This is a genomic window from Rhodopirellula sp. P2 (assembly GCF_028768465.1).
GTDB lineage: Bacteria > Planctomycetota > Planctomycetia > Pirellulales > Pirellulaceae > Rhodopirellula.
This window is the reverse complement of record NZ_CP118225.1, coordinates 3,840,197-3,855,576: the sequence shown is the minus strand read 5'-3', so window position 1 is coordinate 3,855,576 and position 15,380 is coordinate 3,840,197. Positions and strand designations below refer to the sequence as shown.

General features: G+C 56.8%; 12 protein-coding genes. 6 read left to right on the top strand and 6 right to left on the bottom strand.

Features of this window, described 5'->3' with window-relative positions; translation table 11 throughout:
* Positions 1 to 78: 78 nt before the first annotated feature.
* The 3 genes from PSR62_RS13505 to PSR62_RS13495 are packed head-to-tail and all read right to left on the bottom strand — an operon-like array spanning position 79 to position 6,749.
* The gene (locus PSR62_RS13505) at positions 79 to 2,856 is read right to left on the bottom strand and encodes a c-type cytochrome domain-containing protein (protein ID WP_274403534.1); all 2,778 of its coding nucleotides are present in this window, start codon (positions 2,854 to 2,856) and stop codon (positions 79 to 81) included.
* A gap of 12 nt (positions 2,857 to 2,868) precedes the next feature.
* Complete coding sequence (locus tag PSR62_RS13500) at positions 2,869 to 5,313, bottom strand: DUF1553 domain-containing protein (RefSeq protein ID WP_338020195.1); 2,445 nt, start codon at positions 5,311 to 5,313, stop codon at positions 2,869 to 2,871.
* Positions 5,314 to 5,372: 59 nt separating this feature from the next.
* A complete protein-coding gene (locus tag PSR62_RS13495; RefSeq protein WP_274403532.1) occupies positions 5,373 to 6,749 on the bottom strand; it encodes a DUF1501 domain-containing protein in 1,377 nt (458 codons plus the stop codon).
* Positions 6,750 to 7,079: 330 nt separating this feature from the next.
* On the opposite strand from PSR62_RS13495, the gene PSR62_RS13490 reads away from it, so the two are divergent.
* Together PSR62_RS13490 and PSR62_RS13485 are read left to right on the top strand one after the other, a co-directional pair.
* Positions 7,080 to 8,543 carry a glycoside hydrolase family 5 protein gene (locus tag PSR62_RS13490; protein WP_274403531.1) on the top strand — a complete coding sequence of 488 codons (1,464 nt, stop codon included), beginning with the start codon at positions 7,080 to 7,082 and terminating at the stop codon, positions 8,541 to 8,543.
* Between the two features lie 180 nt (positions 8,544 to 8,723).
* On the top strand, positions 8,724 to 8,951 hold the full coding sequence (locus tag PSR62_RS13485) for a DUF3565 domain-containing protein (protein ID WP_274403530.1): 228 nt from the start codon (positions 8,724 to 8,726) through the stop codon (positions 8,949 to 8,951).
* Between the two features lie 56 nt (positions 8,952 to 9,007).
* Here the strand turns inward: PSR62_RS13485 and PSR62_RS13480 are convergent, their stop codons facing one another.
* Positions 9,008 to 9,208: a hypothetical protein gene (locus tag PSR62_RS13480; RefSeq protein ID WP_274403529.1), complete on the bottom strand. Its 201-nt coding sequence runs from the start codon at positions 9,206 to 9,208 to the stop codon at positions 9,008 to 9,010.
* Positions 9,209 to 9,483: 275 nt separating this feature from the next.
* Here PSR62_RS13480 and PSR62_RS13475 point away from each other — a divergent pair, with 275 nt between their 5' ends.
* The 3 genes from PSR62_RS13475 to PSR62_RS13465 all read left to right on the top strand — a co-directional run bounded on the left by PSR62_RS13475 (position 9,484) and on the right by PSR62_RS13465 (position 11,502).
* The gene (locus tag PSR62_RS13475) at positions 9,484 to 10,428 is read left to right on the top strand and encodes a metallophosphoesterase (protein WP_274403528.1); all 945 of its coding nucleotides are present in this window, start codon (positions 9,484 to 9,486) and stop codon (positions 10,426 to 10,428) included.
* Between the two features lie 188 nt (positions 10,429 to 10,616).
* Complete coding sequence (locus PSR62_RS13470; protein ID WP_274403527.1) at positions 10,617 to 11,015, top strand: hypothetical protein; 399 nt, start codon at positions 10,617 to 10,619, stop codon at positions 11,013 to 11,015.
* Between the two features lie 118 nt (positions 11,016 to 11,133).
* The gene (locus PSR62_RS13465) at positions 11,134 to 11,502 is read left to right on the top strand and encodes a GxxExxY protein (RefSeq protein ID WP_007324209.1); all 369 of its coding nucleotides are present in this window, start codon (positions 11,134 to 11,136) and stop codon (positions 11,500 to 11,502) included.
* Between the two features lie 341 nt (positions 11,503 to 11,843).
* On the opposite strand, the gene PSR62_RS13460 is transcribed toward PSR62_RS13465, so the two are convergent.
* Together PSR62_RS13460 and PSR62_RS13455 are read right to left on the bottom strand one after the other, a co-directional pair.
* Positions 11,844 to 13,403 carry a hypothetical protein gene (locus PSR62_RS13460; protein WP_274403526.1) on the bottom strand — a complete coding sequence of 520 codons (1,560 nt, stop codon included), beginning with the start codon at positions 13,401 to 13,403 and terminating at the stop codon, positions 11,844 to 11,846.
* Positions 13,404 to 13,530: 127 nt separating this feature from the next.
* Positions 13,531 to 14,283, bottom strand: coding sequence for an AraC family transcriptional regulator (locus tag PSR62_RS13455; protein WP_274403525.1), 753 nt, complete (start codon positions 14,281 to 14,283; stop codon positions 13,531 to 13,533).
* Positions 14,284 to 14,403: 120 nt separating this feature from the next.
* On the opposite strand from PSR62_RS13455, the gene PSR62_RS13450 reads away from it, so the two are divergent.
* Positions 14,404 to 15,375: a dihydrodipicolinate synthase family protein gene (locus PSR62_RS13450; protein ID WP_274403524.1), complete on the top strand. Its 972-nt coding sequence runs from the start codon at positions 14,404 to 14,406 to the stop codon at positions 15,373 to 15,375.
* The last annotated feature ends 5 nt before the right edge of the window (positions 15,376 to 15,380 follow it).

Sequence of the window (15,380 nt, the reverse complement as noted above, 5' to 3'; positions counted from 1 at the left end):
CTGTGTATTTCGGGGGAGATCGAGAATCAATTCCCCGAATGGTTGCTGGCGTTCTGATGCAGTTGGACGCCCAAAAGTTCAATCCTGGAAAGCACTGAGTGCCGAGGCGTCGCGAATTTCGACCGTGATTGGGAAACTGGCGACCCCACCCTCGTTTTCAGAGAGCAAGAAAAACGAACGTTTCCCCGGTCTAGCAACAGGATCCGCGGTGATGAAAAACTCTCGCTCATTTTCATTGGGAAGCACCAGCAACCCGCTCAATCCGATGTTATCGACGTAGACGCCGTGGGCCGCGTTGTGTCCGCTGCCCTCTTTCCCGAACCGAACCTCACGGTTGTTCACGTTGCCCTTCGCATCCTCGCCTCGTCGCAGGACGATGCGGGCCGAGACCGTGGTGCCTCGCGGAATCACCAGCGTCCAGTCTTCATTGTCAGGGACATCTCGACCGCTGGGTTGGATCCTCGGAATCACGCTCGGTGGGGAGCCAATGGTCAAACCTTGAATCGTGCCTGCCTTTCTCTCGACGCGACGATTCAGAATTTCGGCGGAGGCGTTGACCTGCAGATCAACGGGCTCCGACGGTGACTCGATCCCTTCGGGCACAAAGATCAATCCTTCGGCAGAAAACTGATGGGGCTCGATGACGACAGGGAAATTGGAATGCCAGCCTGAAGGCAGATCACCGATTTCGAATGCGACGGGGCCAGCAAACCCATCGATGCGTTCAATCTTCAAGTCGATCTTTCGGCCAGCCCCGGGAAGCAGCAGGGGGTTCATGCTCCCGATCGATGCGATGTAAGAAGGAGCCGCCGGTCGGATTCGCAATCGGTACTGAAAGTCCTCTGCATAATGGCCGCGGGTGTCGCGGACACAAACCGTGAACTCCCCGTCACGCGGGGCAATGAACTGCAAGCGACTCGACTTCCCTGCGATCCGGCTTGGGTCATCGTCGTTCTCATAGAAAACTTCGAACACAGGCAGACCGTTGGGCTCCGGTTCTTCCTGTGGCCCCAATTCTCGCACAACGTAAGCTGGTTCCCCCAGAGCATGCGTTGTATGAGTCGTGCCAAAGTAGGTCAGACGATTCCCAGAACCGGGATAGACATCGAACCCCGAGTCAGGGCCACGCGGATGTCGCCAGGTCCGGGTGACTTCGCCGTTGGAGTACAGGTACTGGTTCAAACCAATCTCCTGCCATCCGAACAACCGAAAGTCATTGACTTGATTGCTGTTCTTGCCACGGAAAGTGAAGTACGTGTCTCGAACGGCCTGCAGCCTGGCTCGCGACAGCGGCTGCCCAGCTTCGTCCAGCACCGCAAGCTTTGGATCCAAGTCTCCGGAGGTTGCATCCGCTTCGATCATCCAAGCCTCGCCGCGGCGTGCAGAAAATCGATAGCAATCTGCTTCGCCTTCTGCTGCCAACGTCCCTGTCACTTGGACGCCACGCGGAACACTCGCGATTCCATCGTTGAACGACAGTTCAGACTCCTTCCACTTGGCCAACGATCCTAAATCCAGATAAACCGGATCCAACGATTTCCCTCTGGATTCGGCATCCTGGCGTCCCATGCCAGGCAACCGCCGTTCCACCACACGTCCGTCCATCAACGAAATGATTGCTGTTGTTCCATCGGCGGAGACAACCAAGTCGCTGGGGGTCTCGCCCAGAGGTTCCATCGCACCCACAACGGACCAATCATCCGTGCGCAGCATTTTCGCGTTGCCGGCTTCGCTGAGAATCACCAAGCCACGCCCATCCGGGGTCAACGCCATTCGAGTGATCGGTGATTCATCAACAAACCGAGTTTGCACAATCGGGTTGATTGCAGGCCCAGCCTTTGAAACCAATTCCCAAACACGCAGTCGATTGTCAGCGCTGCCCGCCAGCATCCACCGGCCATCTTTGGAAAACAGAACGCAGTTGACTTCGCCTTCCGGCTGGCTGAGCGTGTCCAGACGCTCGCCTGTTTCAACATGCCACACCTTGGCGGTTTCGTCCGCACAAGCCGAAATCAACAGCCCGCCGTCCGGAGAGAACGCGAGATCAAAAACCGCACCGTTGTGACCAACCAACTCACGAATCAACGCCCCAGAAACCGCATCCCAAATCAGGATCCTTCTGTCGTAACCCGCCGTGGCAATTCGCTTGCCGTCGGGTGAAAACGCGGCGGCATAGAGCACATCATCGTGCCCCATGAATTCCTGCTTCACCGTTCCATCCGCCACCTTGAACAAGGTGGCTTGTCCGTAACCGCCGGTCAGCCCCGAGGCAGCCAGCAACTGCGAGCCATCGTGGTTGAACGAGAGCGAGTTGACTTTCCCGAGCTCGGTCGCGATCTGTTTCAATTCACCACTGGATTGATGGACCAAGGTGATCGAACCGAAACGTGCCGTCGCCCGCCATGCTCCGTCGGCGGACAGTGCGATCGCTGTCACGGGCAGGGCAACATGACTGGCAGTTGCAATCTTCGGTGTCTTCAAATCACGCCGAATTGGCATGTCACCGTCAGGTCCCGGAGCACCGTTTTCAATCCACTCGGCAAGAATCTCCAGTTCCTCTTCACTCGGCCCTTCCATGTCATCGGGCGGCATGACGGGATCGAGTTTGCCCGATGCCATCAGAAACATCCGGCTGCTCGAAGCCACCCCTGGGGTGAGTGCCAGCCCTGATTCGCCGCCGTTCATCAACGCGGCATGCGTGTCCATTGCCAATCCGCCTTGCGCATCGTCCTCGGCATGACAGCCGACGCAATACGTTTGCAAGATCGGGGCCACGTCTTGGGCGAAATCGACGGCCCAGGATCTTTCTGGGCACCAGCAAACGGCCAACACCAACGGGAGGCAGAAAATTTTCATCAAGCAATCGCCTCAGTGGTTGTAAGTGAACTCGACGCTGGTCAACACGCTCCATGCGACGTCTCGCATCGCGGTGGTTTGGTCGTCGCCGTATTCATCCATGACGGCCACCAACGATCGACGTTCCGCCACGGTTGGGACTCGTGACAAAGCCCGTCGAAAAAGCGTGTCGAGGTATTCGTCACGGTCCCATTCTTCAGACGCCGCCAGACTAGGCAGACTCGCCGGATCATTCAGCTTTGGATTCAGGGTTTCGCCATTGGAGAGATGCAAGACCTGAACCATCGACGGCTCCGCATCCCGCTCGCACTCGCAAACAATTTCGCGAGGGTTGCGGCCGAACGTCTTCAGAAAATACGAGTCCACAGCTGAATCATAGAGCTCAATCGCTCGAGTTCCCGCGTTGTAAAAATCCGTCTTCTGCTTGTCAGCACCCGCGAAAGCGATCTCAGTGAACGAGGTCGACGTGCCCAGGACTTGGTCCATCGAATCCAGCAAGACTTCCGCCATCAAACGTCGCGGTGCGTAGTGACTGAGATACATTGGATCGTCACGGTTTTCCGCAACGCTCACACTGCTGCGTTGGTAGGTTTCACTCTGCAGAATCGTCCGCATCAATGTCTTGAGATCAAACCGGGCGTCGATCAAATGCTGCGACGCGGCGTCCAGCAGTGCTTCATTGCTAGCTGGATTGCTGAGCCTGAGATCGTCGACTTGTTCGACCAACCCCCGTCCAAAGTAGTTGGCCCAGATGCGATTGGCGATCGAACGGGCGAAGTAAGGATTGGAAGGGTCAGTCAGCCACTCCGCCAAAACTTCCCTTCGGTCGCGTGGGTCATCAAATGCCATCGGTTCCGAATCAAGCGGTGCTGGCGGTTGAGCCTTGCCGAGTTTCGGTTGAACCAATTCGCCTGAATTCGACACATACAATTGCCGTCGACCGTCTCCATTTCGGGAATCGCCGCCCCAGCCCTTTGCACGCACTCGCGAGAACAGGTTGGCCATTGCGTAGTATTGGTCGTTGGTCCATTTCTCGAGCGGATGGTTGTGACACTTGGCACATCCAATGGAAAGTCCCAGGAACGACTGACACGCACTTTCGGTCATCTCCTCGGGCGTTTGGTTGACCGCAAAGAAGTTGGTGGCCCCGTTGGTGGCACTGCTGCCGGTGGAGGTCAAAATCTCTCGCACCAGCACGTCCCAGGGCTTGTTGGTGCGGACGCTGTCGTGCAGCCAATCGTAGTAAGACTTGACCGCAACCGGGCGCAGTTTGTTGCCGCTGATGACCAACACATCGGACCACTTGTAGGACCAATAGTCGGTGAACGAATCCGCGGCCAAAAGCTGATCGATCAATGCGTCACGACGCTGGTGCTCCGGCAAAGAGAAGTAGTGAGTGCGTTCGGACTGAGTGGGCAAGCGTCCAATCGTGTCCAGTGTTGCACGCCGCAGAAAGGTTGCGTCGTCACACCGATCCGAAGGCGGCAATTGCAAGGTTTGAAGTTGCTGCAGATTCAGATCGTCGATGAAATTACGACGCGGTGCAGACGTGTACACACCCGCTTCAACTTGATTCGGATACGGGACCGTCATTCGAGCGAGAGCAACTTGACTCGCGTACCAAACCAACACCGCGGCTTCCCCACTGCCGTTGATTTGAACGCGACCGTTTTCGTCGACTCCAGCAACGGCTTCGTCGGTGGCGGTGAACTGTGCCCAGTGCGTCACGTCCCGTGAACTGCCGTCGTTGTAATGCGCGGTCACCAGGACCTGCGAGCGATCGCCCAGCCCCAGCTTGGCATTTCCCGGTGTCACCGTGATCCTCTCGATCAACGCATCTTCGTCCGCCGGAGCCGCGGCCCCGTTGGCGATCCACTGAGCCAGAATCTCGTAGTCTCGCGATTCCGTGTCCAAACGCAGACCGCCTTTGTGCGGCAATGCACCGGTCGGTTTTGCGAGCAGCAAACTGCGTCCCGGATCCGCCATTTCAATTCGACGCCCGCGGGCTTGCCGAGTGATCGCACGAAAATCTGCGTCGCTGTCATACCCTCGCAGCGAGAGCACAAAACCTCCTTTGCCGGCCAAAGCACCATGGCACGCCCCCATGTTGCACCCCTGCTTGGCCAGCACGCTTTGGACATCGTTCCGGAAACTCCAGGAATGAGGTTTGCCGGTGCCGCTGACGGTCACCTCAACGGAATTGGTTTCACCGTTCTCGGTGGTGGCTGTCACCACCGCCATTCCAGCGGAAACCGCCTGCAAGGTTTGCCCCACGACTTTGACGATGTTCGGGTCGGAGGACTCAACGATGACGCCATCGATCGCTGCTCCGGCGTTGCCATCGGTCCACTCAGCCACCGAGACACGCTGAAGATCACCAGCATGTGACAGAGTGATTTGCTGAGGCAACAAGACGATCGATGACTCGGCCGTTTCCGCGATGCTCTCGGAGACCATGAGGGGCGAAACAGCCAAGAACGCGAGCGTCCAAAGAATCTTCTTGGAAAGGGACCTTCTCACGCGAACAGCTCCTTGATTTCTCGGACGCCAAAGTCAACCAGAGGGAACGGGCGGCCACCGGGGCCAGGCAATTCCGCGTGCAGGTCCAAATCCATGGCTTTGAAGATTGTCGCGATGATCTCACCGGGATTCGTCGGACGGTCCGCGGGCACGCCACCGACAGGATCGGACTTGCCGACCGCTCGTCCGCCGACCACCCCGCCACCGGCAAAGGTGCACGAGAAACACTGCGGCCAGTGGTCTCGACCGCCCGCTGGATTGACTTTGGGCGTGCGTCCGAATTCGGCCAGTCCGCAAACCATCGTGTCTTCCAGCAACCCGCGGTCGTGCAGATCCGTGATCAATGCCGAGTAAGCTTGGTCGTACATCGGTGCCACGATGTTCTTCATGCCCTCGATGGTCGTGAACGGCTTGCTGCCGTGAATGTCCCAGGTGACTTCGTTGAAGACCGTCAGGAACGTGTTGATGGTGACGAACCGCACACCGGCTTCGATCAAACGACGCGCGAGCAAACAACATTGGCCGAAACGATTCATGCCATATCGTTCGCGAACCGCAGTGGGTTCTTTGGAAAGATCGAACGCCAGCCGAGCTTCGGGGCTGTTCATCATCCGGTAGGCAGCTTCGAAGTTGGCATCAAACAACTTCGCCGATTCGGTTGCTTCGAATCGGGCCATGTGGCTCTCGATGGAATCCCGCATGCGTCGCCGCCGATCGATGCGCACGTCCGGAAGCGACGCCGGGGGCAACAAATCAGGAACCTTGAACGTCGGCTTGCTCGGATCCGCCATCAACGCGAAGGGATCGTAAGCCTTGCCGAGAAAACCGCCAGCTTGTCCGTTGGGCAGGTTCCCACCGCCCCGGCCCATCGTCTCTGGCAACACCACGTGCGCGGGCAAGTCGGTCCGGCGGCCTTGCAGGTACTCCACCACCGCCCCGGCATGTGGGTAGTTCACGCCGCCCGTGAATTGACGACCGGTTTGCAGCATCTGCCATCCCGCATCGTGAACCGCGGCGGCCGTGTGGTAACACGAGCGAACGATGGAGAACTTGTCCGCGATTTCAGCGTGCTTGGGCAGAATCTCCGTCAGCTCAAAATCGCCGCGAGTCGAAATGGTATGGAACGGCCCGCGGACTTCCGCCGGCGCGTTCGGCTTGGGATCAAAGGTGTCCATTTGGCTGGGGGCGCCCAAGTTGAAAATCATGATGCACGATTTCCGGTCGGTGTTCTCGCCAGCCGCTCCGGCGGCCTCTGCGGCCAACAATTGCGGCAGCCCAAAGCCCAACGCACCGAGGGTACCGACCTGCAAAAAGTCGCGACGGGTCGCCCCGTTGCATGTGTGCGTCTTGGCACGCGAAGTCAGATTCAACATGGCTGCGGTTCCAGGGGCTGGATCGGAAGCCGGTGATCGATTGTGGGGACGATCAGTGGGCGGATCAGATGGGGCGGGACTCGTCCTCAGACGACTTCGCCCATTGTAGCTGACCGCGAGAGTCCGTTTGGGGTTCCGACGCGTGCATCTTTGTTTTGGGATGGGATATGATTGCAGTCGGTGGTCTCGGAGTCTCGTCCCTCACCCTCACCATTTTCACTCGAGTTAGAAATGTTCGTTTGCACGCTTGGTATCCGTCTTCGTCTGCCGCACTGGCTCCCGGTTTTGGTACTCTCCGCGACGGGGTTCTTCGCTGCCAACTCGACAACCGTGGCCGCACAATCCCCGGACAATGAAAAGGACTCGGACGGCGAAAAGATTTTGTTCGGCGAGAATGCGATCACAAACATCAAGATCACCTCTCAAAACGCCCAGATCGAACGTGCTCCCAACGGCTCGCTGAAGCTGACGGTTCCGCCGAGCAACGGCTACCCGGATGTGCAGTTCGATGCCACCAGCAAACCACTCGACTTGGAAGCCTTTGACGCCTTGGAAGCCGATGTCTTCAATCCTGGGGACCAACCGGTCAAGGTCGTGTTGTCGACTCGCAACCCCGGATCACAAGGTCGCGACGGCAGCAGTGCCGCAGCGGCAACGGTGCCCGCGAATTCATCCGGGGTGATTCGAGTCGCGTTTGGCAGTTGGCACGGTCAAACGGATGTGCCTTTTGATTCCGCCAAAGTTCAGTCGGTGTCGGTCATGATCGAAAAACCCGCCCGGGAAAGTTCGATTGTGATCCAGCGTCTCCGCGCCGTCAGCGAGTCACGTTTGTTGGAACAACTCAAGACATCAGCATTCTTCCGAAGCCAAACGCCCTTCTTCGGACGCGGGGTCAACATTGGCAACACCTTGGAAGCTCCCCGCGAAGGCGATTGGGGACCTCGCTTGGAAGCCAAGCACTTGGATCAGATTCAACAGGCCGGGTTTGATTCCATTCGTGTCCCCGTTCGCTGGTCGACCCATGCATCCAAGACTACGCCGTACCGAATCGATCCCCAGTTCATGCAGCGGGTTCAGTGGGTCGTCGACGAAGCTCTTCGCCGGGATCTGAAAGTGATGATCAACATTCATCACTACGAGGGCTTGTACGCGAATCCGGAACAACATCACGAGCGGTTCCTGGAATTGTGGCGACAGATCGCGGATGCATTCGCAGGTGCACCGGATGAACTGGTGTTCGAAGTCCTCAACGAGCCTCACGAAAACTTGGATGCGGGCAAATGGAATCGTCTGTTGACGGACACCTTGCCGATCATTCGTGAGAAACATCCCACTCGGACCATCGTGGTTGGACCAGCGAACTTCAATTCGATTGATGCATTGCAGTTCCTGAAACTCCCCGAAGATCGCGCCAACTTGGTTGCGACCTTCCACTACTACTCCCCGTTTCAATTCACGCACCAAGGTGCCAGTTGGTTGGGCGAAGAATCCAAACGCTGGAAAGGCACGACCTGGACCGGGACCCCCGAGCAACAAAAGGCCGTTCGCAACGATCTCGATCGAGCCTTGCGCTGGAGCGTTGAAAACGAGGTCCCCATCTACCTCGGTGAGTTTGGCGCTTATCAAGAAGCCGACATGGAATCGCGAAATCAATGGACCCGTTTCGTCGCCGACGAAGCCATCAAGCGACGAATCGGAATCGCCTACTGGGAGTTCTACTCCGGGTTCGGAGTTTACGATCCCGAGCAAGACGAATGGCGAGAAAGCCTCCGCGACGCCATCCTCGGGAACTAAGCAGGTACGCAGGTGTCATCGGGTATGTGAGCCGTTGGCGTTAGCCACGGTTTTCACACGCAACCGGGGCTAACGCCCAAACGGCTCACATGGTTGTGCCCGATCATTCCAGCCGACCTGCTTAGTGCCGAGCATCGATTGACGCGTTCCGGGTGAACCAAATTGCCTTCGAGAGTTCTGATGCAACAACCCATCGTCGCGTACCTCACGGACGAAGAAAACCACTGGGTCGCACGTCTTGCGTGCGGACACAATCAACACGTCCGCCACGACCCGCCATGGATGAATCGCCCCTGGGTCACCACCCCCCAAGGCCGCGACTCAATGCTCGGCCACCACCTGGAGTGCAAAAAATGCGACGAGCACGCCCCTCCGGATGGCATCCCCACTCAGCCTCTTGAACGCTAACGGCCAAATCGCCCGTACGATGGACTTCCGAGCCCGTCGACCATTTCACCGCGGGCTCACCCGAGCAACCTTGCCAGCGTTGTCGCCAAGGAACGCAGGGACTCATCGTTTTCAAGGCTGATCCGCAACTGAGGCCGGCCGGATTCGTCTCGGTCCACGCACTGCGTCAACCGCTCGGTCAACTTGTCGACCGTCTCGCTGGATAGCGACGAACCGTTCCCTATCAACTCGCCCGCCAATGAAAGCGCGGCGGTCACAAAGGCGATTCTATTAATCGGCTTGTTCTACTTGCATTCATTGCTACAAGAGCACGTTTTGCATGTCGATGAGGACAGGAGGTTCTTCAGCGACCTATCGTTTGGCAACCACTTCATCCTCTTCTTCATCTCGTTTGTGACCTCTTTCGTGCAGATTGAGAAACAAGTCAGAGACCAAAATTTCTCGTCGCACAGCACTGACCGCGAAAGCGACGTGATACAAGCCGACCAGAACGGTCTTCCGTCATAGCATCCCCCTTACCAACTGAAGTTTGATGAATCGATCCACCATTGTCTTGCCGTTCATTTTGTGTTTGCTTGGAACGCCACTTCTTCAGGCCGACGAACCGGGAGAAGTCGCTTCGAATCGGTTTCAACAAGCCCGCTCACGCACCTTCCAAGCGTTTGATTCGCAAACCGAACAAACGTGGGACAAGCCCTACTTTTTCATGCAGCTTGCCGATCCTCAGTACGGCATGTTCACCGGCAACCAAGGGCTGGACCAAGAAAAAGTGCTCGTTGAGCAAGCGGTCGAACATATCAATCGCCTTCAACCAAAGTTCGTGATCGTTTGCGGGGACCTCACCAATGCCACCCCCAACCAAGCCCGCTACGAAGCTCAAGTCAGCCAGTATCAGCAAGATTTTTCTCAGATCGATCCCAAGATCCCATTGGTTTGCGTCTGCGGAAACCATGATGTCGGGAATCGCCCCACGGCGGAATCCATTGCTCGCTACACCCACCATTTCGGCGACGACTACTTTTCGTTTTGGGTCGGCGGCGTCTTCCACATCGTTCTCAATTCAAGTCTGCTGAAAGATCCCAGTGGTGCTCCAGAGCAACTGCAACAACAGCAGAACTGGTTGGAGCGACAACTCCAGCATCCTAGGGTGAAGGACGCCAAACACATTTTCGTGTTCCTGCATCATCCGCTGTTCTTGGAACGAGCAGACGAACCAGATCAGTACTTCAACATCCCCTTGGAGCGACGCACGCCGTTGATTGCCCTGCTGAAAAAAGCCCAAGTGCGAGCCATCTTTGCGGGACACTACCATCGCAACGCGTACGGGCGAGCCGGTGAGATGGAAATGATCACCACCGGTCCGGTCGGCCGACCGCTCGGAAAGGATCCTTCCGGTTTACGAATCGTCCAAGTTCAAGAAACGAGCATTCAACACAACTACCACGCGTTGGACACCGTCCCCGCCGCCATCGACTGAGTGGTTTTTCCGAGCAAAGCGTAGGACCTGAACTTCCGTAGAAAATCGGTGCGAGCAGAAACATCTTTCGATCGAGCCAATTCCTAGCCACAGGGATCACCGAAAGCACAGAGGATCGTGTAGGTCGATTGCCTAAGTCCGATACTCATCTCTGTGCCCTCGGTGGCAAAATCCCACCGACAACATCCTTGAATCAATTCAAAACCCGTGCGCAAGTCGAGATGCCACTCGGCCAAATCCCAGGCTGGATCCGGCAATTCTCAAACTGCTTTCTAGCCACAGAGGTCACCGAGAGCACAGAGAATTGCGCGGGACAAATGCCGGAATCCGATACCTATCTCTGTGAACGCTGTGCACTCGGTGGCGAAATCCCACCGACAATAACCTCGAATCAATTCAAAACCGATGCGCAAGTCGAAATGCCACTTGGCCAAGTCGCTCGCTGGATCGGGCACATCTCAAGCAGTTTTCTAGCCACAGAGGTCACCGAGAGCACAGAGGATTGCGTGGAACAAATGCCGGAACCCGATACCTCTCTCTGTGAACGCTGTGTCCTCGGTGGCAAATTCCACCGACGACAACCTTGACTTAAGTCGAAACCGATAGTTGGAAGAGGTCGCCCTTTTGACGATCAAGCGTACAGCAAATTGCCCCGGTACACTTGGTTTGAAAGATCGACCACTGAGAACACCGAGGTCACTAACAATGACGAGAGACGAACTGACAGAAAAGATCATTGGGGCGGCGATCGAAGTGCATCGCCTTCTGGGTCCTGGACTTTTGGAGTCCATTTACGAAGAAGCCTTGTGTCATGAACTGCAATTGCGAGGCATCAGCTGCGAACGTCAAAAACAAATCGACGTGGTCTACAAGGGACACGTCATCAAGGGGCAAAAGCTCGACATTCTGGTCGAGAGCGAGGTCGTCGTCGAACTGAAAGCGGTTGCCAAACTTCCTGATGTCGCAACCGCACAAACGCTTTCCTATCTCAAATCAACGCGATTGAAACGCGGTTTGTTGATCAATTTCAGTCAGCCCAAGCTCATTGACGGAGTCCGACGGCTCTCTCTGTGAACTCTGTGTCCTCGGTGGCGAAATCCCACCGACAACATCCTCGAATCAATTCACAAACCGGTGCGCAAGTCGAAATGCTACTCGGCCAAATCCCACGCTGATCCGGAGCTTCTCAAACTGCTTTCTAGCCACAGAGGTCACCGAGAGCACAGAGAATTGCGCGGGACAAATGCCGGAATCCGATACCTATCTCTGTGAACTCTGTGGCAAAATCCCGACAAAGATTCTCTTACGTCAGCTCGAAGTGGATGAAGGCAAGACGTGGCAACTTGGTTGAATGGACATTTCTGGCTTGCCCGACAAGCGCGGGCCTCGTCGGATGCACCTCGCACCATTCCAGGTCACGCCAGCGCTTCTCGGACTCGGTTGACGAGCGAGTTATTGCGGTCGTTCTTCCCCGGCAGCAAGTAAGTTGCCGCGGCGAAGTAGCGGTTGCGCAGTTCCGGTGAGATCGCGTAGTAGTCTTCCAGTGCCGCGGAACTGTATTTGTAGTCGTGCGAGTCGTTGCCCTTCAGAAATGTCAACTGCCGGGCAGCATGGATCAAATCCTCTGCCTTGCCATCCGATTCAAGGTACTGGTAAGTCGCCTTGGCGGCACGCGATCGATCTTGTCCCACCGACTCAAAGATCTGGTCCACGCTCACGTCATCGTCGCTGGATGCATCCGCCGTGAGTTCGTTGATCTGCGAATCACTCACCTTGCCGCGAGACTCCATGGCTTGCCGGAAGTGTGGAATGAAGGCCGCGTTTTGTAGCAGCAATCGCATTCGGTTTTGATCACCGGAGGCAGTCCGGTAGGCGTACTGCAATGCATTCGTCGACGTGGCCGAATGCAACGCCACAATCGCTGGTTGTTGCATCACCATTTCACCAGCCGACAAGAACAACGCGTCGCTGATCGATTGAGGATGCACCCCGGATTGAATCAGCTTCGCGGTCTCCCGAACAGCGTCCTCGGGGGTCGCTTGCCGAAGCGTTTGCAAGTGCTCGATCGCAGCCTGAGGATCGATCTTTCCCTCGTTCCATCCAGCATCCATCTCGGTGACAAGCTGCTCCGTCACTCGAACTGCACGATCCGCCGCCAAGTCACTCGTCGAGGGGTTCGGTTCGCCCGTGTGATTGAGCAAGGCGTAGGTCAACGATCTCAACACCGGCTCCGCATACCGCCAACCGATGCACTGCAAAGTCCGAAATCCGTTGGCGACGTAGATCGCCTTGTGACCAATGCTACGGAAGTCCCGGCAACCAAAGTATGCCATCGACTCGAAGACTTCGTTGGCCCCCGCGGAGCGAACGTAACCCGTGATCGCAGCATCAGCGGCTTCCACGTCCCAGTTCCGCATCGCTTCTTCGAAGTCGCGTTTCGCAAGGTGCGGTGGCGGCACCGCAGATTCATCGACCGCCGCCATCGTCCAATCGCCTTCGTTGACGTCCCTCGACTGCGCGGACTTGAAGTAATCCAAGGCCCAGAAGATCGGCAACCAGCGATCTTCATCGGGGGAACCGAGACTGGCCAAGTGAGCCGAGTTGACGACCAACACGGCGTGGAACTTGTGACCAACCGATGGCCGAGGCTGAACGTTCCGGATCCCTGCCAACAACAACGCGGTCAGCACTTCACGGTAGCCGGTTCCGCTACGAATCTTGTCCGCGAAAACTTGGACCACGCGTTCGCGCGGAGTGTCCTCCAACAATCGGACCAGGGGTTCAATATCGTCGCTGAACCGAACCGTGTTGTGATCCAGTTTGGCTTCCGCGGCGCTGACCCGCGGCAGGCCACGCATCATCACCACGTCACTCAACGCCAGGGCAGCGGACGCACCACCGAGGACCTCCATGAATTTGCGACGTTGCAACGAAGATCTCGCACGTGTCATTTCATTTCGGTTGATTGAGTTCATCACCATCATCCTGCTCGGGGAATGAAATCCGTTGGCCCGCCAAATTGCCGTTGGCCTTCCCTTCGATTGTAGAGGTTACCACCGGACAACGCATCGATTTGCTTTCCACTCACCGGAAGCCAATCCGTCAGAGCTCGTTGTCTTGCTTGGCTTTGCGATACTGGCTGGGTGAGAGTCCCGTCGCTCGCCGAAATTGTCGAGTGAACGCACTTTGGTCGGCGTAGCCCGCATTCTGCGCGACTTGCACAATGGGTTGCTGCGTGGACTCGAGATGCTGGCACGCGAAATCAATGCGTTGCTTCACCAACCATTGTCCGGTGTTGAGCCCAAACGCGATTCGCATCCGGCGGTCCAGTTGAAATCGCGAAAGGTTCGCAACCTCGGCCATTTCAGTGACACTGGTCGGTTTGTCGCGATGCCGTTCCGCGAACGCCAAGGCTTTGGCAACACTCTGATAGTCGTCACTGGATTTGTTCGGCCGGCCCAAATCTCGAGAGATCCCAACCACCCCCACCGAGTTCCCATCTCGACCGCGCAAGGGATACTTGTTCGTCAAACACCACCCCACGTCTCGTGACGCGTACAGGTGCAATTCCAACTGGGCCTCGAGTGGTTTGCCAGATTGCAAAACGGCTTTGTCTTGCGCCGTGAAATTGGCTCCGAACGGTGCCCGCAAGATCTGCTCGGACGTCCGGCCGATCAACTGTGACTTTTGCTTCAAACCACAACGCTGCACCAACGTTTCGTTGACGACGACATAGTGCCCGTCGGCGTTCTTGATGAAATACACCGTGTCGTGCAGCCCATCGAACAAACGCTCCGCCGTGAACGGTTCGGCGAGCAGTTCGAACAACGGGTCAGGCAAGGGGCTGGACGTCATGATCTGATTGTGCGCATTTTCAAGTTGCTTGTCGAGCCTCGGACAAGACAACCACGCCCCCGACATTTACCCTGGGGGCGAACTTCAACCTTCCCATTGCGATTGCAGAGTCACCTTGCCATGAGCACCAGCCAACCCGCCATCGACGCTTCTATCTTTCAGGGTTGCATTCCCGCCCTGATGACTCCTTGTGACGCCGATCGCAAAATTAACTTTGCCGGGCTGGTCCGCAAAGGCAAAGAAATGATGTCCGCGGGGATGAGGGGAGTCGTGTACTGCGGGTCGATGGGCGATTGGCCACTGCTGACGGACGAACAACGCCAGCAAGGTGTTCGGGAACTGACCGAGGCGGGCGTTCCCGTGGTGGTCGGAACCGGTGCCCAGAACACCTCGTTGGCTGCGGCGCATGCCAGCCATGCTGCGGAAGTCGGTGCGGCAGGATTGATGGTGATTCCACGGGTGCTTTCGCGAGCCACGTCGCCGACTGCACAACGAAATCACTTCGCGGCGATTCTGTCTGCGGCCCCCCATGTCCCCGCCGTGATTTACAACAGCCCATACTACGGTTTCGAAACCAAAGCGGACCTGTTCTTCAACTTGCGAGCCGAGTTTCCAAACTTGGTTGGGTTCAAAGAATTCGGCGGTGCCGCGTCGCTGTCCTACGCTGGAGAACACATCACTCACACCAGCGACGACGTGTTGTTGATGGCAGGTGTCGACACCCAGGTCTATCACGGATTCGTGAAGTGCGGCGCGACAGGTGCCATCACCGGCATTGGCAACTGTCTTCCTCAGGAAGTGCTGAAGTACGTTGAATTGTGTGAAGCCGCTGCCAAAGGCAATTGCGAAGCCGATCAGTACGCGCGTGAGTTGTCAAACGCACTGACCGTCCTCTCGACCTTCGACGAAGGCCCTGACTTGGTCCTGTACTACAAGTACCTGCTGTTCTTGTTGGGCGACAAGGACTACGAATTCCAACTCAATGCGTCGGACTCGCTGGCGCCCAGCCAAGCTCGATACGCCGAGAAACAACTGGCGCTCTTCCAAACTTGGTGGAAGAACTGGTCGGGCAAATCCTACATCTGTTCATGAGCACG

What these genes read in the sequence shown, in the direction of transcription:
- PSR62_RS13505 (WP_274403534.1), bottom strand. Translation starts at nt 2,856, where the DNA reads ATGAAAATTTTCTGCCTCCCGTTGGTGTTGGCCGTTTGCTGGTGCCCA.
- PSR62_RS13500 (WP_338020195.1), bottom strand. Translation starts at nt 5,313, where the DNA reads ATGGTCTCCGAGAGCATCGCGGAAACGGCCGAGTCATCGATCGTCTTG.
- PSR62_RS13495 (WP_274403532.1), bottom strand. Translation starts at nt 6,749, where the DNA reads ATGTTGAATCTGACTTCGCGTGCCAAGACGCACACATGCAACGGGGCG.
- PSR62_RS13485 (WP_274403530.1), top strand. Translation starts at nt 8,724, where the DNA reads ATGCAACAACCCATCGTCGCGTACCTCACGGACGAAGAAAACCACTGG.
- PSR62_RS13475 (WP_274403528.1), top strand. Translation starts at nt 9,484, where the DNA reads ATGAATCGATCCACCATTGTCTTGCCGTTCATTTTGTGTTTGCTTGGA.
- PSR62_RS13465 (WP_007324209.1), top strand. Translation starts at nt 11,134, where the DNA reads ATGACGAGAGACGAACTGACAGAAAAGATCATTGGGGCGGCGATCGAA.
- PSR62_RS13460 (WP_274403526.1), bottom strand. Translation starts at nt 13,403, where the DNA reads ATGAACTCAATCAACCGAAATGAAATGACACGTGCGAGATCTTCGTTG.
- PSR62_RS13455 (WP_274403525.1), bottom strand. Translation starts at nt 14,283, where the DNA reads ATGACGTCCAGCCCCTTGCCTGACCCGTTGTTCGAACTGCTCGCCGAA.
- PSR62_RS13450 (WP_274403524.1), top strand. Translation starts at nt 14,404, where the DNA reads ATGAGCACCAGCCAACCCGCCATCGACGCTTCTATCTTTCAGGGTTGC.